The following is an 18,728-nucleotide window of genomic DNA, read 5'->3' on the forward strand; positions in this document are numbered from 1 at the left end:
CACCCTCCCCTTCCCCGCGGTGCGCGTCCCGCGGGCCGCGCTGCGCCCAGTCTAGGAGCGGTGGGCACGAAGAAGCCCGGGTGGCCCCCTCTCGGGGGCCCACCCGGGCGCTGTCAATCACGTCACCGGTGGGCGACGTCGCGCCGCCGCCGCGCGGGGCGGCTCACGCGGGTGACCCGGGTCAGTTGCCGCCGAAGTCGTAGTCGTCCAGGGGGATCGCCTGGAACTCGGAACCCAGCCCGCCGGAGTTCTCCTCCGCGTAGCTGAAGTCCGAGAACGCGGACGGATCCGTGAACATCGAGGCCCTGGCCTCCTCCGTGGGCTCCACGTCCACGCTGTTGTACCGCTCGAGACCGGTACCGGCGGGGATCAGCTTGCCGATGATCACGTTCTCCTTCAGACCCAGCAGCGGGTCCGACTTGCCCTCCATGGCGGCCTGCGTGAGCACACGCGTGGTCTCCTGGAAGGACGCGGCGGACAGCCACGAGTCCGTGGCGAGCGAGGCCTTGGTGATGCCCATGAGCTCCGGACGCCCGGCGGCGGGACGCTTGCTCTCGGCCACCGCACCGCGGTTGGCCTCGAGGAAGCGCACATTGTCCACCAGCTCACCCGGCAGCAGCGCAGTGTCGCCGGACTCGATGATGGTCACGCGACGCAGCATCTGCCGCACGATGACCTCCACGTGCTTGTCGTGGATGCCCACGCCCTGCGAGCGGTATACGCCCTGGACCTCGTCCACCAGGTGCTTCTGCGCCTCGCGGGGACCGCGGATGCGCAGCACCTCCTTCGGATCCACCGCGCCGGTCACGAGCTGCTGGCCGACGTCGACGTGGTCGCCGTCCGCCACGAGCAGCTTGGCACGACGCAGCACCGGGTAGGCGAACTCCTCGTCACCGTTGTCCGGTACCACGACGATCTTCAGGGACTTGTCCGTGTCCTCGATGCGGATCCGGCCGGCCACCTCGGAGATCGGGGCCACACCCTTGGGGGTGCGGGCCTCGAAGAGCTCCTGGATACGGGGCAGACCCTGCGTGATGTCACCGTCCGAGGACGCCACACCACCGGTGTGGAAGGTGCGCATCGTCAGCTGGGTGCCGGGCTCGCCAATGGACTGCGCGGCAACGATGCCCACGGCCTCGCCGATGTCCACCAGCTGGTTGGTGGCCAGCGACCGGCCGTAGCACGCGGCGCACACGCCCACCGCGGACTCGCACGTGAGCACGGAGCGCACGCGCACCTCGTCCACACCCGCGTTGTACAGGGTGCTGATCATGGCGTCCGACATGTCGGCACCAGCCTCGGCCAGCACCTCGCCGTTCTCGTCCGCCACAGCCGAGGCGAGCACGCGGCCGTGCACCGTGTTCTCGATGTCCTCGTGCAGGGTGCGCACACCGGTGTCCGTCACGTCCGCGAGCGGCAGGACCAGGCCTCGAACGGTCTGGCAGTCCGACTCGCGCACGATCACGTCCTGCGACACGTCCACCAGACGCCGGGTCAGGTAGCCCGAGTTGGCGGTACGCAGCGCCGTGTCCGCGAGACCCTTGCGGGCACCGTGGGTGGCGATGAAGTACTCCAGCACCGACAGACCCTCCCGGTAGGAGGACTTGATCGGGCGGGGCATGATCTCACCCTTCGGGTTCGCCACGAGACCGCGGATGCCGGCAATCTGACGGACCTGCATCCAGTTGCCTCGCGCACCGGAGGACACCATGCGGTTGATGGTGTTGGTGGGCGTGAGGTTGTCCCGCATGGCCTGCGCGACCTCGTCCGTGGCCTTGGACCAGATGTCGATGAGCTCCGATCGGCGCTCGTCGTCGTCGATCAGGCCCTTGTCGTACTGGCCCTGGATGCGCGCGGCCTGTGCCTCGTAGCCCTCCATGATGGCGGGCTTCTCCGGCGGCGTCGCGATGTCCGAGATCGCCACGGTGACCCCGGAGCGCGAGGCCCAGTGGAAGCCGGCGTCCTTGAGGTTGTCCAGCGTCTTGGCCACGCGTGTCATCGGGTAGCGCTCCGCGAGGTCGTTCACGAGCGCGGAAAGGTGCTTCTTGTCCGCGACGTTCTCGTCCCACGGGTAGTCCTCGGGCAGCGTCTCGTTGAAGAGCACACGCCCGAGCGTGGTCTCCACGACGGCGGGCTGACCCGGCTCCCAGCCCTCGGGAGCTTCCCAGCCGGTGTACGGCACGAAGTCCTCGAGCTCGATCTTGCACTTGGCGTTCAGGTGCAGCTCGCCGGAGTCGTTGGCCATGATCGCCTCGGCCACCGAGGAGTAGCTGTTGCCCTCCCCGGCCCAGCCCTCACGCACGGTGGTGAGGTGGTACAGACCGATGATCATGTCCTGCGACGGCAGGGCGATCGGCTTGCCGTCCGACGGCTTGAGGATGTTGTTCGAGGACAGCATCAGCACGCGGGCCTCCGCCTGCGCCTCCGGGGAGAGCGGCAGGTGGACGGCCATCTGGTCGCCGTCGAAGTCAGCGTTGAACGCGCCGCACACGAGCGGGTGCAGCTGGATGGCCTTGCCCTCCACAAGCTGCGGCTCGAACGCCTGGATGCCCAGACGGTGCAGGGTGGGGGCGCGGTTGAGCAGCACCGGGTGCTCGGTGATGACCTCTTCCAGCACGTCCCACACCTGGGGACGGTAGCGCTCGACCATGCGCTTGGCGGACTTGATGTTCTGCGCGTGGTTCAGGTCCACCAGGCGCTTCATCACGAACGGCTTGAACAGCTCCAGGGCCATCTGCTTGGGCAGACCGCACTGGTGCAGCTTCAGCTGCGGGCCCACCACGATCACGGAACGACCGGAGTAGTCCACGCGCTTGCCGAGCAGGTTCTGACGGAAGCGGCCCTGCTTGCCCTTGAGCATGTCGGACAACGACTTCAGCGCACGGTTGCCGGGACCCGTGACAGGGCGGCCGCGGCGGCCGTTGTCGAACAGGGAGTCCACGGCCTCCTGCAGCATGCGCTTCTCGTTGTTCACGATGATCTCGGGGGCACCGAGGTCCAGCAGCCGCTTGAGGCGGTTGTTGCGGTTGATCACACGACGGTAGAGGTCGTTGAGATCGGAGGTCGCGAAGCGGCCACCGTCCAGCTGCACCATGGGACGCAGCTCCGGCGGGATCACCGGCACGGCGTCCAGGACCATGCCCAGCGGCGAGTTGTCCGTGGTCAGGAAAGCGTTGACCACCTTCAGGCGCTTCAGGGCGCGGGTCTTGCGCTGGCCCTTGCCCGTGGCGATGGTCTCGCGCAGCGACTCGGCCTCGGCCTCGAGGTCGAAGCTCTCGAGGCGCTTCTTGATGGACTCGGCGCCCATGGAGCCCTCGAAGTACATGCCGTAGCGGTCCACCATCTGGCGGTACAGGGCCTCGTCACCCTCGAGGTCGTTGACCTTGAGGTTCTTGAAGCGGTCCCAGACCTTCTCCAGGTAGTCGATCTCGCGGTCCGCGCGCTTGCGCACGTTGGCCATCTGGCGGTCCGCCGAGTCGCGCAGCTTGCGCTTCTCGGCAGCCTTGCCGCCCTCCTCCTCGACGCGCGCGAGATCGTTCTCGAGGTCGCGGGCGATCGCGTTGATGTCCGCGTCCCGGGTGTCCTCCAGCTGCTTCTTCTCACGGTCGATCGCGGCCTGCAGGTTGGGCAGGTCGTCGTGGCGGGCCTGCTCGTCCACGGAGGTGATCATGTACGCGGCGAAGTAGATGACCTTCTCGAGGTCCTTCGGCGCGAGGTCCAGCAGGTAGCCCAAACGCGAGGGGACGCCCTTGAAGTACCAGATGTGGGTCACGGGAGCGGCGAGCTCGATGTGGCCCATGCGCTCACGGCGCACCTTGGCGCGAGTGACCTCCACGCCGCAGCGTTCACAGATGATGCCCTTGTAGCGCACGCGCTTGTACTTGCCGCAGTAGCACTCCCAGTCCCGGGTGGGACCGAAGATCTTCTCGCAGAACAAGCCGTCCTTCTCGGGCTTGAGCGTGCGGTAGTTGATGGTTTCCGGCTTCTTGACCTCGCCATAGGACCAGCCTCGGATCTGATCCGCGGTGGCCAGGCCGATCTGCATGAGACCCAGTGAAGAATCGTTGGACATAAGGTCCTGTCCCTCTTTCTAAAAATCCTGAAGTGTGACGAGCTGTGCTATGGACGAGCGGGTTCTCAGACCTCTTCGACCGAGCTGGGCTCGGAGTGGGAGAGGTCGATGCCGAGCTCGTCGGCAGCCCGGAAGCTGTCGTCCTCGGAATCACGCATTTCCACGGTGTTGCCGTCCGCGGAGAGGACCTCCACGTTCAGGCACAGCGACTGCATCTCCTTGATGAGCACCTTGAAGGACTCGGGCACACCCGGTTCGGGGATGTTCTCGCCCTTGACGATGGCCTCGTACACCTTCACGCGGCCGTGGACGTCGTCGGACTTGACGGTGAGCAGCTCCTGCAGGGTGTAGGCGGCGCCGTACGCCTCGAGCGCCCACACCTCCATCTCACCGAAGCGCTGACCACCGAACTGCGCCTTACCGCCCAGCGGCTGCTGGGTGATCATGGAGTACGGACCGGTGGAGCGGGCGTGGATCTTGTCGTCCACGAGGTGGTGGAGCTTCAAGATGTACTGGTAGCCCACAGACACCGGGTCCGGGAACGGCTGGCCGGAGCGGCCGTCGTACAGCTTCGCCTTGCCGGAGCGCCCGATCAGGCGCTGACCGTCACGCGTGGGGTTGGTGTGGTCCAGCAGGTCGAAGATCTCGTCCTCGCGGGCGCCGTCGAACACCGGGGTGGCCACGTTGGTGGGGCCGGTGCTCTTCGGGAAGTTGCTCAGACCCTTCAGCCACTCGGGGTCGCCCTCGATGTTCCAGCCCTGCTTGGCGAGCCAGCCGGTGTGGACCTCGAGCACCTGGCCGAGGTTCATGCGGCCGGGGACACCCAGCGGATTGAGGATGACGTCCACCGGGGTGCCGTCCTCCATGAACGGCATGTCCTCGATGGGCAGAATCTTGGAGATGACGCCCTTGTTGCCGTGGCGTCCGGCGAGCTTGTCGCCGTCCGTGATCTTGCGCTTCTGCGCCACGTAGACGCGGACCACCTGGTTGACGCCGGCCGGGAGGTCGTCGTCCTCGTCCTCGCGGTCGAAGACGCGCACGCCGATGACCGTGCCGGACTCGCCGTGGGGCACCTTCAGGGAGGTGTCGCGGACCTCGCGGGACTTCTCGCCGAAGATCGCGCGCAGCAGCCGCTCCTCCGGGGTCAGCTCCGTCTCACCCTTCGGGGTCACCTTGCCCACGAGGATGTCGCCGGCCTGGACCTCGGCACCGATGTGGATGATGCCGCGCTCGTCCAGTGCGGAGAGCACCTCCTCCGACACGTTCGGGATGTCACGCGTGATCTCCTCGGCACCGAGCTTGGTGTCGCGGGCGTCGATCTCGTGCTCCTCGATGTGGATGGACGTCAGGACGTCCTCGGAGACCATGCGCTGGGAGAGGATGATGGCGTCCTCGTAGTTGAGGCCCTCCCAGGACATGTACGCGATCAGCAGGTTCTTGCCCAGTGCCAGCTCGCCGTGGTCGGTCGAGGGACCGTCCGCGATGACCGTGCGGGGCTCCACGCGCTGGCCCTCGGAGACGATCACGCGCTGGTTGTACGTGTTGCCCGGGTTCGAGCGCACGAACTTGTTGATCGGGTAGAGCTTGGTGGTGCCGTCGTCGTTGAGCACGGTCACGAGGTCAGCGGAGACCTCCTCGACCACGCCCGGCTTGGTGGCGAGCACCGAGTCCCCGGCGTCCAGCGCCGAGTAGCGCTCCATGCCGGTGCCCACGAGCGGGGCCTCGGACGTGAGCAACGGCACGGCCTGGCGCTGCATGTTCGCGCCCATGAGGGCACGGTTGGCGTCGTCGTGCTCGAGGTACGGGATCAGGGCCGTGGCCACCGACACCATCTGGCGCGGGGAGACGTCCATGAACTCGATGTCCTCGGGGGCCACCAGCACGGCCTCACCGGAGCCGTCGGAGGCGCGCGAGAGCACGGCGTCCTCAGCAAAGTGGCCGTCCTCGGTCAGCGGCGCGTTGGCCTGCGCGATCGTGAGCCCGCGCTCGTCGTCCGCAGTGAGGTAGACGACGTCGTCAGTGACGGTGCCGTCCACGACCTTGCGGTACGGGGTCTCGATGAACCCGAACGGGTTGATCCGCGCGTACGTGGCGAGCGAGCCGATCAGACCGATGTTCGAGCCCTCAGGGGTCTCGATCGGGCACATGCGGCCGTAGTGCGACGGGTGGACGTCACGGACCTCCATGCCCGCGCGGTCGCGCGAGAGCCCGCCGGGGCCCAGCGCGGACAGGCGGCGCTTGTGGGTCAGACCCGCGAGCGGGTTGTTCTGGTCCATGAACTGCGAGAGCTGGGAGGTCCCGAAGAACTCCTTGATCGCGGCCACCACGGGGCGGATGTTGATCAGGGTCTGCGGGGTGATCGCCTCGACGTCCTGCGTGGTCATGCGCTCGCGCACCACTCGCTCCATGCGGGAGAGCCCGGTGCGGATCTGGTTCTCGATCAGCTCGCCCACGGCGCGGATACGGCGGTTGCCGAAGTGGTCGATGTCGTCGACGTCCACATGGATCTCGCGGGCCTCGCCGTCGCGCGTTCCGGGCATGGTGGAGCGGCCGTCGTGCAGGGTCACGAGGTAGCGGATCATGGCGACGATGTCGTCGAGGGACAGCACGGAGGCGTCCGGGTCCGTGAAGGGCTTGTCGAGACCGAGCTTGCGGTTGAGCTTGTAGCGGCCCACCTTGGCGAGGTCGTAGCGCTTCGGGTTGAAGTACATGTTGTCCAGCAGGGACTGGGCGGCGTCAACCGTGGGCGGCTCCCCCGGACGCAGCTTGCGGTAGATGTCGAGCAGCGCCTCCTCGCGGGTCTCGGTGGCGTCCTTCTCGAGGGTCGCGCGGATCGAGTCGAACTCGCCGAACTCCTCGAGGATCTTGGCCTCGGTCCAGCCCAGCGCCTTGAGCAGCACGGTCACGGACTGCTTGCGCTTGCGGTCCAGACGCACGCCCACCTGGTCGCGCTTGTCGATCTCGAGCTCGAACCACGCCCCGCGGGAGGGGATGATCTTGGCGGAGTAGATGTCCTTGTCGGACGTGCGGTCCTGGCCCTTCTCGAAGTAGGCGCCAGGGGAACGGACCAGCTGGGAGACGACGACGCGTTCGGACCCGTTGATCACGAACGTGCCCTTGTCGGTCATGAGCGGGAAGTCCCCCATGAACACGGTCTGCTGCTTGATCTCGCCCGTGTTGTTGTTCATGAACTCGGCCTTGACGTACAGCGGCGCCGAGTAGGTGGCGTCACGGTCCTTGCACTCGTCCGTGGTGTACTTCGGGTCGTAGAACTCCGGCTCCGAGAACGAGAGGGACATGGTGCCCTGGAAGTCCTCGATCGGGGAGATCTCCTCGAAGATGTCCGAGAGCCCGGACGTGGTGGACACGCTGGTGTCACCGGTTTCCTGGGCCTCGACCACGCGGGCCTGCCAGCGCTCGTTGCCCACCAGGCGGTCGAAGCTGTCGGTCTGCAGCGCGAGCAGGTTGGGGACGTCCAGTGGTTCGTGGATCTTCGCGAAGGAGACCCGGCGAGGAATGTTGTCGCTCGTGGGGTGGTTGGCGGAGACGTTCGTATCGGTGCTCGAGGCGACCAAGATGTGATCCTTCCACAGACATGCAGTGAATACGCGAGGTTCCCGGGGAGAGAAAAAGGGGCCGGTGACGAGGACTGTCGACAACCGCCCCTGCGGCGCCCACCGCTATATGAAGGCACGCATGCATAAGGGACAACGCAAAGTACTAGCTTAGGGCACTCCCGGCGTGTTGTCCACACCCGTGCTGGACGAATGCCCGCCCGGGCCGTAAGATGCCCGGCCGCCGCTCAGGCGACGCCGTTGGCGCGGGCCTGGTACGCCGCGCGCTGCGCCCCGAGGCGCCAGGGGTCGCCGTGTCCGGGCAGCACGACCGTGGCCCGGGTGGCCGCGATCGCGTCCAGGGACGTGAGAGCCATCTGCGCATCTGCGGTGGCCGCGCCGGCCACGACCCGGGGCCCGGTGAGCCCGGTGTAGGGGTCGAGGGTCACCAGCGCGTCCCCGGAGAGCACGGCGTCCGCGTCGGGGACGTGCAGGGCGCAGTGCCCGTAGGTGTGGCCCGCGGTGAGGACGACCCGTGGACTGCCTGGAACGGGAACCGTCTGGCCCACGGCGAGGGACCGGGTGACGGTCACTCCCTTCACACCCGCTGCTCCCCCGGCGAGCATCGACACCAGCACCGGAATGGCCCGGGGGTGCCTCAGTGGGTACAGAGCCGTGGGGCTCTCGTGCGCGTAGCTGTAGGGGTGCGCCGCGAGGTGGCGCTCCCTCTGGTGGGCGAACACGGGGACGCCGAGCCGCTCCACGAGTCTGGCGGCGACACCCACGTGGTCGAAGTGCGCATGGGTGAGGACGAGGGCCCTGATCTGCTGCGGTGAGCGCCCGAGCTCGCGCACCGCGTGGCCGAGCTCGTTCCAGACGCGCGGCAGCCCCGCGTCCACGAGTGTCAGACCGCTGGAGTCCTCCAGCAGGTAGCAGTTGACGTGGTGGTTCTGGATCATGTGGATCCCTGGGGCGACGTCTCGTACGAACACGGTGTTCTCCTTCTCCCTGCGTCCGCGACGACGCACGGATGTTCTCCGCGGCCCGCAGGCCAGCCCCGGACGGGCCGGCACGTGACAGCGGGTCTACCGGAAGGCTACTCCCGGCAGACCCGCTCCTGGCACACCCCTGGGGGTCCGTTCCCTGCGCTCAACCCCGCTTGTAGAACGGCAGCGGGGTCTGCTCCACGTCCACCGCCCGGCCGCGGACGTCCACGACACCCACTGTTCCGGCCGCGATCTCCTCGAGCGCGTCGGTGGCAACCAGCGCCATGGCCACCGGCCTGCCGAGGGTAGGCGAAGGCAGTCCGCTGGTGACCTCGCCCACGGTGCGCTCCCCCACCACCACGGTGTAGCCGGCGCGCACGGGCTTGCGTCCTAGGCCCTGCAGCCCAATCAGGGTGCGCTGAGGTGTGGCCTCGAGCATGGCGGTGAGCGCGTCCCCGCCCACCGTGACGGTGCCCGCCTCGCCCTTCTTCCGCAGAGCAACCTCCACGAGCTTGCCGAGCCCGGCCTCCACCGGGGAGATCTCCGTGGAGAGCTCGTGGCCGTAGAGGGGCATCCCCGCCTCGAGCCGCAGGGAGTCCCGCGCGGCGAGACCCGCGGGACCGATGGGGGCGTCCTCGGTGCCCAGCCGCTCCGCGGTGGCCAGCAGCGCGCTCCACAGCTGCGGGGCGTGCTCGTTGTCGCAGTAGAGCTCGAAGCCGTCCTCACCGGTGTACCCGGTACGGGCGGCGAGCGCAGGAACCCCCGCGCACTCGGCCGGGACGCACGCGTAGTACTTCAGCGCAGCGACGTCCTGTGCGGGGGTCAGCTCGGTGGCCTCGAGCACCTCCAGGGCGCGCGGGCCCTGGACCGCGATCAGCGAGGTCCCTGGACCGCGGTCAGTGACGACGACGTCGAATCCCTCGGCGCGCTCCTGCAGAGCCCGCACCACGGCCTCCTGGTTCCCGGCGTTCGGCACCACGAGGTACCGCTCCTCCCCCAGCCGGTAGGTGATCAGGTCGTCCAGGATCCTGCCCTGCTCGTCCACGATCAGGGAGTACTTGGCCCGGCCGGTCCCGATGCCCGAGAGCACCCCCACGAGCGCGTGGTCCAGGAACTCCCCCGTCTGGGGACCGGTGACCTCCACCTCCCCCATGTGGGAGAGGTCGAAGATCCCGGCCCCGCGGCGCACGGCGTGGTGCTCGGCGGTGTCGCTCGCGTAGCGCACGGGCATCGACCAGCCGCCGAAGTCGGTGAACCTGGCCCCCAGCTCCTCGTGGGCCTCATGCAGTGCGGTGTGCCGCTCGCTCATCACTTCTCCTGTTCCGCTGCCGCGCTGTAGGCGGCGTCGAAGGCCTCGATGGGCGGGCACTCGCACACGAGGTTGCGGTCACCGGCGGCGTTGTCCACGCGGCCCACCGGAGGCCAGTACTTGACCCGGCGCAGGGACGGGACCGGGTAGGCGGCCTGCGAGCGCGGGTAGGCGCGCTCCCACTCGTCCGCCGTGAGCACCTGAGCGGTGTGCGGGGCGTGGCGGACTGCGGAGTCCTCGAGGGCGATCTCCCCGTCCGCGATCTGCTGCATCTCCGCGTGGATGGTGCGCATGGCCGTGATGAAACGGTCCAGCTCCGCGAGGCCCTCCGACTCGGTGGGCTCCACCATGAGCGTGCCCGCCACCGGGAACGCCAGGGTGGGGGCGTGGAAGCCGAAGTCGACGAGCCGCTTGCAGACGTCCTCGGCGGTGACGCCCGAGGCCTTGGTCATGGGACGCAGGTCCAGGATGCACTCGTGGGCCACGAACCCGCCGTCCCCGGTGTAGAGGGTGGGGAAGACGTCCGAGAGCTGCCGTGAGATGTAGTTGGCGCCCAGCACGGCGGTGCGCGAGGACTCGGTGAGCCCCTGCGCCCCGGTCATGGCGATGTACATCCAGGTGATGGGCAGCACGCCCGCCGAACCGTGGGGTGCCCCGGCCACGGGGAAGCCTGCACCGCGCTCGTCCAGGTCCGCGTCCGCCGGGTTGCCGGGGAGATAGGGCACCAGGTGCTCGGCCACGGCCACGGGGCCCACTCCGGGTCCGCCGCCGCCGTGGGGGATGCAGAACGTCTTGTGCAGGTTCAGATGGGAGACGTCCCCGCCGAAGCGCCCGGGGCGCGCGAGGCCCATCAGCGCGTTCAGGTTGGCGCCGTCCACGTAGACCTGACCGCCGGCGTCGTGCACCGCCGCGCACACCTGCGTGATGTCCGTGTCGTACACGCCGTGGGTGGAGGGGTAGGTGACCATGATGCCCGCGAGCTCGTCCCCCACGGACTCGATCTTGGCCGCGAGGTCCCCCTGGTCGATCGTGCCGTCCGCCGCCGTGGCCACCACCACGACCTTCAGGTCTGCGAGCACCGCAGAGGCCGCGTTCGTGCCGTGCGCGGAGGACGGGATCAGGATGGTCTTGCGCTGGTGCTCGCCGCGGTCCACCTGGTAGCGGCGGATGGCGAGCAGCCCCGCAAGCTCGCCCTGGGAGCCGGCGTTCGGCTGCACGGAGACCGCCGCGTAGCCGGTGATCTCCGCGAGCCAGGACTGCAGCTGGTCGATCAGCTCGCTCCAGCCCCTGGTCTGGTCCTCGGGGGCGAGCGGGTGGATGCTCGCGAACTCGGGCCACGAGATGGGCTCCATCTCCGCGGCGGCATTGAGCTTCATGGTGCACGAGCCCAGCGGGATCATGGTGCGGTCCAGGGCCAGGTCCTTGTCCGAGAGCTCGCGCAGCCAGCGCATCAGTGAGGTCTCGGAGCGGTGCGTGTGGAACACCGGGTGGGTCATGTACTCGTCCGTGCGCAGCCACTTGGCCGGAAGGTCGTAGGTCGAGACGTCCTCGGTCGCGGCGGCGTCGGCCGCGCCGCAGGCCTCGGAGACCGCGGTCAGGACGTCCTCGACGTCGCGCTCGGTGTGGGGCTCGCCGAAGCTCGCACCCACGGTGTCCTGGTCCACGCGGCGCAGGTTGATCCCGCGGTCCGCGGCGGCGGCGACCACGCCGTCCGCGCGCCCGGGTACCGAGAAGGTGACGGTGTCGAAGAAGCGGTCGTGGACGACGTCGATCCCCCGCGCCCGCAGCCCGGCAGCCAGGCTCGCGGCGAGGCCGTGCAGCCGCAGCGCGAGGGCGCGCAGGGCGTCCGGGCCGTGGTGCACTGCGTACGCGGCGGCCACGATGGCCAGCAGCGCCTGGGCGGTGCAGATGTTGGAGGTGGCCTTCTCGCGTCGGATGTGCTGCTCGCGGGTCTGCAGAGCGAGGCGGTAAGCCGGGGCGCCCGAGGAGTCAGTCGACACGCCCACGATGCGACCGGGCAGCGACCGCTCGGTGCCCTTGCGGGACGCCATGAACGCCGCGTGGGGACCGCCGAAGAACAGTGGCACGCCGAAGCGCTGGGCGGAGCCGACGGCGATGTCCGCTCCGGTCTCCCCCGGGCTGCGCAGCATGGTCAGGGCCAGCAGGTCTGTGCTCACGGTGACGAGGGCGCCGGCCTCGTGGGCAGCGTCGACGACCGCGGTGGGATCCAGGACGGCCCCGTCCGCGCCGATCTGCGCGACGACCACACCGAAGTACTCGCCGTCCGCCAGCGCACGGGCGATCTCCTGGGGATCACCCAGGTCCGCGGTGACCAGCTCGATCCCGGCAGCCCGGGTGCGGCCCGTGACCACGGCAATGGTCTGCGGCAGCGAGCGGGAGTCCACGAGCACTCGCGTGCTCCTGGAGCGGCGGTTGGCGCGGCGCATCATGAGCACCGCCTCCGCCACGGCCGAGGACTCGTCCAGCAGAGAGGCGTTGGCCACATCCATGCCAGTGAGGTCGATCACCGCGTTCTGGAACGTGAGCAGCAGCTCCAGACGGCCCTGGGAGATCTCCGGCTGGTACGGGGTGTAGGAGGTGTAGAAGCCCGGGTTCTCCAGGATGTTGCGGCGGATGGCGGCGGGCGTCACGGTCTCGTGGTAGCCCTGCCCGATCAGCTGGCGCATCACGGTGTTGCGCCCGGCGACCCGGCGCAGAGCTGCGAGCGCCTCCGGCTCGTCGAGGGGCTCCGGAAGGGCCAGCGTGTCCCGGAAGCGGATGCTCTCCGGAACGGCGCGGTCGATCAGCTGGTCGAGGTCCTCCGCGCCCACGGCGCGGAGCATGGTGGCGAGGTCATCGGCGTCCGGACCGATGTGGCGTGACAGGAAGGACATGCAAAGTCTCCTGGGCTGCTCGTGGGCACGGTGGCCCTGCGTGTCCTCCCCGCTCTGTTCCACAACCTGAGAGTTTTCGCCGACGCGCGGTACTGCGCGCACGCCGACCTGCCCCGACGGCGTCCGCGACCACGCGGGTCACGGACTCTCCAGAGTGGCCTGGGGCGGCGGTACGGGTGCCTGAGAGGTTCCCGGGGAGGGTTTGCTCCTTCGGCGATGGCGCCGCCGCGGACCTCCCAGCCCCCGACCCGCCATGCTCTCCCGCCGCACCGTGGCGGCCAGATGGTCAGGGCCAGTTTCGCACATCACACCGAGGACGGGCGCCACCGCGACGGGCGCCCCCGGGCACGACAGAACCCCGCACCGTGCGGTGCGGGGTTCTGGAGTGGTGCGAGGTGGCGTCCGAGGACGCTCACGCTGCGCGGGTGGCGCCTGGGGCGCCGGGAATCACTTGACGGTGACGGTGGCGCCGGCGCCCTCGAGGGACTCCTTGGCCTTGTCAGCGGCTTCCTTGGTGGCGCCTTCCAGCACGGCCTTGGGAGCGGAGTCCACGAGGTCCTTGGCTTCCTTCAGGCCCAGCGAGGTCAGCCCGCGGACCTCCTTGATGACCTGGATCTTCTTGTCACCGGCGGACTCGAGGATGACGTCGAACTCGGTCTTCTCCTCCTCGGCGGCACCGGCGTCACCGGCGGCGGGAGCGGCACCGGCCACGGCCACGGGGGCGGCAGCGGTGACGTCGAAGGTCTCCTCGAACGCCTTCACGAACTCGGAGAGCTCGATGAGGGACAGTTCCTTGAAGGCCTCGATGAGTTCTTCGGTGGTCAGCTTAGCCATGGTATTGGCTCCTTACTTGTACGTGGTGCCGGCGCTGGTGGCCCCGGCGAGGTGTGCGTGGTGAGAAGAACACGGGCGCTTTCCCGGGGGTGAACCCGGGGCCCGGTGGATCCCCGAGGGAATCAGGCGGCGTTCTCGCCCTGTTCGTCCAGCTTGGCCCGCAGCGCGTCCGCGGTGCGGACGGTCTTGGACAGCGGGGCCTGGAACAGCGCGGCAGCCTTGGACAGTGATGCCTTGGCGGCACCGGCGACCTTGGCGAGCAGGACCTCGCGGGACTCGAGGTCCGCGAGCTTCTCGATCTCGGTCTCGTCCATCGCGACGCCGTCCAGGTAACCGCCCTTGACGACCAGCTGGGGGTTGTCCTTGGCGAAGTCACGCAGGCTCTTGGCTGCCTCGACGGCGTCACCGGAGACGAACGCGATGGCCGAGGGGCCGATGAGCTGGCCCTCGAACGCGTCGATCCCGGATTCGCGCGCCGCGATGGCGGTGAGCGTGTTCTTCACCACGGCGTATTCGGCGTTCTCACCGAGAGAGCGACGCAGCGTCTTCAGCTGAGCCACGGTGAGCCCGCGGTACTCCGTCAGGACAGCAGCGTGCGAGTTGGAGAACAGCGTCTTCAACTCTGCAACCGCGGCAGCCTTTTCAGGATTCGCCATGGTGCTCCTTCCTTACATGTGGATGCCGGCTCCGCGCGCCCCGAGGGGTGGCACGACAAAAGCCCCGCGCAGATGCCCGGGGCTCGACCACGTCCGACCGTCCACGCGTGAGCATGGTGGGTCCGGATGAAGGATTCGTGCTGGTTCACCTGCGCTGGACGGATCCCGTCTCCGGGAACCTCTTCGACCACGCGCACCGAGGCGCGCATGATGACCGGCGGTCTTTGGTGGTTTCACAGTACCCCAGGCACGCGGAGCGGACCAAATGCCCGGCGGACGGGAGCGACGACGCGGCGGGGTCAGTCCCCGGTGATCCGCTCCGGGTGGGTGTAGACGTTGCACGTGCCGCGGCGGTTGAACCCCACGACCGTCACCCCCCGCTGCCGGCCGTGCTCCACCGCGAGCGCCGAGGGCGCGCTGACGGCCGAGAGCACGGGGATCCCGGCCATGGCCGCCTTGCTCACGAGCTCGAAGGAGCCCCGCGCGGAAACCTGCAGCACCGTGTCCCCCAGCGGCAGCAGCTCGCGCTGCACCGCCCAGCCGATCACCTTGTCCACCGCGTTGTGCCGCCCCACGTCCTCGCGCACCACGAGCGGTTCGCCCCCGGCCGCGGGGAAGAGGGCCGCGGCGTGCACCCCTCCGGTTGCGTCGAAGACCCGCTGGTGCTCCCGCAGCTCGTCCGGCAGCGCCACGATCCGCGCGGCCGCCACGAGAGGGAGCGACGGGGCCACGGGGTGCGCGGAGGGTTTGAGCACGCTGTCCAGCGAGGGCGTCCCGCAGACGCCGCACGAGGAGGATGTGAAGACCTGCCGCTGCTCCCCCCGCTGCGGGCCGGGGGCATCCGGGGCGAGGCGGACGTCCACCACGTTGTAGGTGCGGTGCCCGTCCTGGTCCACGCCTGAGCGGTAGTCCATCTTCACCACGTGGGAGATCCGCGTGATGACGGCCTCGCTCAGCAGCAGCCCGGTGACGAGCTCGAAGTCGTCCCCGGGGGTGCGCATGGTCACGGTGAACTGTTCACCGTTCAGCCGGACCTCCAGGGGCTCCTCCCCCGCGAGCCGGTCCGGTCCGGCGGCGACCTCGCCGTGGGCGTCGAACGTGCGGACCCGGGCGGGCACGATGATCCGGGCAGCCATCAGTCGTCCAGACCCACCCATGCGTGGGCGCCGTCTCGGAAGCTCTCGCGCTTCCAGATGGGAACCGACTCCTTGATCCGGTCCACCACGTCCGCGCATGCCTCGAAGGCCTCCCGACGGTGCGCGGCGGCCACGGCCACCTCCAGGGCGCTGTCCCCTACGGCGAGCGCGCCGATCCTGTGGGCGGCCCACACGCGCGTGCCGGGGTGCGCCGCGGCGGCCAGGGCGACGACGTCGCGCAGCACCTCCTGCGCCGTGGGGTGCGCCGTGTACTCCAGGCCCGTGACGCCCGTGCGCCCGCCGTCGTGGTCCCTGATCACGCCGCTGAAGCCGACCACGGCGCCGCAGGCCGGATCGGCGACGGCGCGCTGGGCCTTCTCCGCGTCGAGCGGGTCCGCCGTCAATGCCGAGAGCACGACGACGCCCGCCGTCGTTGCCCGTCCGGCTGCCGGGGTGCCGGTTGCGGCTGCGCTGGTGACGCCCGTGCTCAGTGCAGCGGGCCCGGGGGACGCCGTGCGGGGGGAGGGGGCGCGGTCGCTGGCCGCCCCATCACCCGCCGCTTCCGAGGCCTGCCCGGCGGGGACGATCTCGTCCGCGGACTGCGCCACGCGGCGGTCCTCTCCGTGACCGTGGACGTCCTCGAGCTGGGCGCTGATGTGGTCCAGCAGCGGGTCCAGCACGGCCATGCCGTCCTTGACGCCGCCGCGCGAGCCCGGGAGGTTGACCACGAACGTCTGGCCCACCGTGCCGGCCACGCCGCGGCTCATCACGGCGGTGGGGGTCTTCTCGAGCCCCTTGCTCCACAGCGCGTGCATGATCCCCGGGGTCTCCCGCTCCACCACCCGGGCGGTCGCCTCCGGGGTGACGTCGTCCAGGTTCAAGCCCGTGCCGCCGGAGGTGATGACGAAGCGCGACGCGTCCGCGCTGGCCGAGTCCGCGGTGAGCTCGCGCAGGGTCGCGAGGACGTCGGGACCGTCCGGGAGCACCCGCACCGCGACGTCGACGCCGCGGCGTTCGAGCCACGCGGCCAGCAGCGGCCCGCAGCGGTCCTGCGCGGTCCCCGCCGCGGCGGACGTGGAGACGATGAGCACCACGGCCCGCCGCCCCTGGAGGTGGAAGTCGCCGTCCTCGTGCCGGTGGGGAGGGCGCTCGCTGCCCACGTGTGCTCGTGCCTGCTCGCTCACTGCCTGCTCCAGTCGCCGCTCTTGCCGCCGGACTTGGCGAGCACCCGGGTGTCGGTGATCGTGGCCGCCTTGTCCACCGCCTTGATCATGTCGTACAGCGTCAGCGCCGCAACGCTCGCGGCGGTCAGCGCCTCCATCTCCACACCGGTCACCCCGCGGGTCCGCACGGTCGCCTCGATGATCACGCGGTCCCCGCCCGGCGTGAGGTCCACGCTCACCCTGCTCAGCGGCAGGGGGTGGCACAGGGGCACGAGGTCCGGGGTGCGCTTCGCGGCCATGATTCCCGCGACGCGCGCCACCGCGAGGGCGTCCCCCTTGGGCAGCTCCCCGGTGCTCAGCAGGTCGACGACGTCCGGGCGGGTCACCAGCACGGCCTGCGCCGTGGCCTCCCGGGACGTCACCTCCTTGTCCGTGACGTCCACCATGTGGGCCGTGCCGTCCTCGCGGACGTGGGTCAGCCGCTGCTGCCCGCCACTCTCCTGCTCTGCCTCCGTGGGAGCCTGGTCAGTGCCGTGCTGAGGGTCGTGTCGGGGGTTGTGCTGGGGGTCGTTCTCGCTCACTCGTCGTCTCCTTCGTCCTTCTCGTCTGCTCGTCGCGTGGTGTCGTGGTCCAGCCCGGGGCTCGCGCACCGGGCGCGTGGTCTCGTCGTGTCCCCGCCAGGCTCGCACGGCTCGCCCGCACCGCCCAGCGCGAGGACGCCTCCCGCCACGGGCAGCACGGCCACCGCGGCTCCGGCGGGCAGGGGCGCTTCCCCGTGCGGGATGCGCACCAGGACGTCCGCGCGCGCGGCGGCCGTGAGCAGGTGCGAGGACGCCCCGCCCACGAGGGCGACGCGAGCCGACCCGGCGTCGTCGTGACCCATCACGCGGCCCCGCCGCAGCTGGGTGCGCGCCGGGAGGGGCTGGACTTCCTCGGTGAGCACCGCCGTGCCCCAGCGCGGTGCCTCGCAGCAGCCCCAGACCGCCGCGAGCGCGTCACGCAGCAGGACCTCGCACGAGACCCACGTGCTCACGGGATTGCCCGGCACGCACACCACGGGAGTCCCGCGGAAGACGGCGTGGCCCTGGGGACCGCCCGGCTGCACGGCCACGTGGCCGAACCACGCGTCCTCGCCGTGTGCTTCGAGCCCCTGGCGCACCACCTCGAAGGCCCCGGCGCTGATGCCGCCGCTCGTGACCACGAGGTCCGGGCGCAACGAGCGGACGGCCTCCCCCAAGCGCTCCACGAACAGCGCGGGGTCGTCGCTGACCCGCAGGCACGCGACGTCCTCCGCGCCCGCCTCGCGCAGCCACGCGTCCAGCAGCGGACCGTTCGCGTCGTAGAGGGTCCCCGGTTTCAGCTCGGCGCCGGCGGGGACCACCTCGTCCCCGCCGCTGAGCGCGAGCACGCGCGGACCGCGGCGCACGAGCACCGTGGCGTCCGCGACGAGCCCCAGGGCGGCGCACGCTCCGATCGCGGCCACGCCGAGCCGGGTGCCCGCGGGCAGCGCCACGGCTCCCCGGGCGACGTCGCTGCCCACCGGGCGCACGAAGGTCCCCTCGGCCGTGGTGTCCGCCAGCCCGGCCGGAACCGTGATGGTGGGGGTGTCGAACCGCGGCGGGTCCACCCTCTCCACGGGGAGCACCGCGTCCGCGCCCTCGGGAATCACGGCACCCGTCATCACCGCGGTCGCCGTGCCCGGTTCGTGGTGCACGGGCCCCGCGCCGGCGGCCCGCGTGCCGTGGACGGGCAGGGTCACGGAGCCGCCGCCCTCGATCCCAGACCCGGCCGCGGTGCCGTTCCCGCGCGCGGTCCCAGCACCGGGCTCGGTCCCGTCCCCAGGTGCCGTCCCGCTCTCAGGCGTGGCGGCGAGGTCCGCGACCCGCACGGCGAAGCCGTCCATCTGGGAGTTCGTGTGCGGGGGCAGGTCCAGGGGCGCCAGGAGGTCCTCGGCGAGCACCCGGCCGGCCGCCTGCGCGAGCGGCAGCGCCACGGCGTCGTCGCCCGGGCCGTGCGTCCGGGCGAGCAGAGCGCGCAGGGCGCGCTGGTGGGATTCGATGCTGCGGGCCATGCCTCCAGGGTAGCCACCCACCGCACGGCCGCCTCCGCCCACACCGCCCGGGC

At 70.2% G+C, this 18,728-nt stretch carries 11 protein-coding genes and 1 riboswitch; all 11 genes read right to left on the minus strand.

Translation table 11 applies throughout. The features are described 5' to 3' along the window. Nucleotides 1–181: 181 nt before the first annotated feature. Nucleotides 182–4,072, minus strand: coding sequence for a DNA-directed RNA polymerase subunit beta' (locus ABD264_RS04930; RefSeq protein WP_344204723.1), 3,891 nt, complete (start codon nt 4,070–4,072; stop codon nt 182–184). A gap of 65 nt (nt 4,073–4,137) precedes the next feature. Continuing rightward, nucleotides 4,138–7,647, minus strand: a complete 3,510-nt coding sequence (gene rpoB / locus ABD264_RS04935; RefSeq protein ID WP_344204725.1) for a DNA-directed RNA polymerase subunit beta — start codon at nt 7,645–7,647, stop codon at nt 4,138–4,140. A 227-nt stretch (nt 7,648–7,874) separates the two neighbouring features. After that, nucleotides 7,875–8,618, minus strand: a complete 744-nt coding sequence (locus ABD264_RS04940) for an MBL fold metallo-hydrolase (protein WP_094394944.1) — start codon at nt 8,616–8,618, stop codon at nt 7,875–7,877. Between the two features lie 157 nt (nt 8,619–8,775). Then, complete coding sequence (gcvT, locus tag ABD264_RS04945) at nt 8,776–9,921, minus strand: glycine cleavage system aminomethyltransferase GcvT (protein WP_344204728.1); 1,146 nt, start codon at nt 9,919–9,921, stop codon at nt 8,776–8,778. After that, on the minus strand, nt 9,921–12,815 hold the full coding sequence (gene gcvP, locus ABD264_RS04950) for an aminomethyl-transferring glycine dehydrogenase (protein WP_344204730.1): 2,895 nt from the start codon (nt 12,813–12,815) through the stop codon (nt 9,921–9,923). Before gcvP ends, gcvT begins: the two co-directional genes overlap by 1 nt. A 158-nt stretch (nt 12,816–12,973) precedes the next feature. Further along, a riboswitch (glycine riboswitch) is annotated at nt 12,974–13,089 on the minus strand. A 173-nt stretch (nt 13,090–13,262) separates the two neighbouring features. Continuing rightward, nucleotides 13,263–13,649, minus strand: a complete 387-nt coding sequence (gene rplL / locus ABD264_RS04955; protein ID WP_068468040.1) for a 50S ribosomal protein L7/L12 — start codon at nt 13,647–13,649, stop codon at nt 13,263–13,265. Nucleotides 13,650–13,771: 122 nt separating this feature from the next. After that, complete coding sequence (gene rplJ, locus ABD264_RS04960) at nt 13,772–14,305, minus strand: 50S ribosomal protein L10 (RefSeq protein WP_055085305.1); 534 nt, start codon at nt 14,303–14,305, stop codon at nt 13,772–13,774. 299 nt (nt 14,306–14,604) lie between these two features. Beyond that, complete coding sequence (gene fdhD / locus ABD264_RS04965) at nt 14,605–15,441, minus strand: formate dehydrogenase accessory sulfurtransferase FdhD (protein ID WP_145009881.1); 837 nt, start codon at nt 15,439–15,441, stop codon at nt 14,605–14,607. Beyond that, nucleotides 15,441–16,625: a molybdenum cofactor biosynthesis protein MoaE gene (locus ABD264_RS04970; protein WP_344204736.1), complete on the minus strand. Its 1,185-nt coding sequence runs from the start codon at nt 16,623–16,625 to the stop codon at nt 15,441–15,443. The genes fdhD and ABD264_RS04970 overlap by 1 nt, the downstream gene beginning before the upstream one ends. Continuing rightward, on the minus strand, nt 16,622–17,083 hold the full coding sequence (gene moaC, locus ABD264_RS04975) for a cyclic pyranopterin monophosphate synthase MoaC (RefSeq protein ID WP_303104864.1): 462 nt from the start codon (nt 17,081–17,083) through the stop codon (nt 16,622–16,624). The genes ABD264_RS04970 and moaC overlap by 4 nt, the downstream gene beginning before the upstream one ends. 98 nt (nt 17,084–17,181) lie before the next feature. Continuing rightward, on the minus strand, nt 17,182–18,675 hold the full coding sequence (locus ABD264_RS04980) for a molybdopterin molybdotransferase MoeA (RefSeq protein WP_303104256.1): 1,494 nt from the start codon (nt 18,673–18,675) through the stop codon (nt 17,182–17,184). Nucleotides 18,676–18,728 lie beyond the last annotated feature (53 nt).

It is taken from the genome of Kocuria salsicia (assembly GCF_039532055.1).
Classification (GTDB): Bacteria; Actinomycetota; Actinomycetes; order Actinomycetales; family Micrococcaceae; genus Kocuria; species Kocuria salsicia.

Excerpts from the sequence above, each read along its gene's own strand:
- ABD264_RS04930 (WP_344204723.1), bottom strand. The coding sequence starts at position 4,072 with ATGTCCAACGATTCTTCACTGGGTCTCATGCAGATCGGCCTGGCCACC.
- gcvT (WP_344204728.1), bottom strand. The coding sequence starts at position 9,921 with ATGAGCGAGCGGCACACCGCACTGCATGAGGCCCACGAGGAGCTGGGG.
- gcvP (WP_344204730.1), bottom strand. The coding sequence starts at position 12,815 with ATGTCCTTCCTGTCACGCCACATCGGTCCGGACGCCGATGACCTCGCC.
- rplL (WP_068468040.1), bottom strand. The coding sequence starts at position 13,649 with ATGGCTAAGCTGACCACCGAAGAACTCATCGAGGCCTTCAAGGAACTG.
- rplJ (WP_055085305.1), bottom strand. The coding sequence starts at position 14,305 with ATGGCGAATCCTGAAAAGGCTGCCGCGGTTGCAGAGTTGAAGACGCTG.
- fdhD (WP_145009881.1), bottom strand. The coding sequence starts at position 15,441 with ATGGCTGCCCGGATCATCGTGCCCGCCCGGGTCCGCACGTTCGACGCC.
- ABD264_RS04980 (WP_303104256.1), bottom strand. The coding sequence starts at position 18,675 with ATGGCCCGCAGCATCGAATCCCACCAGCGCGCCCTGCGCGCTCTGCTC.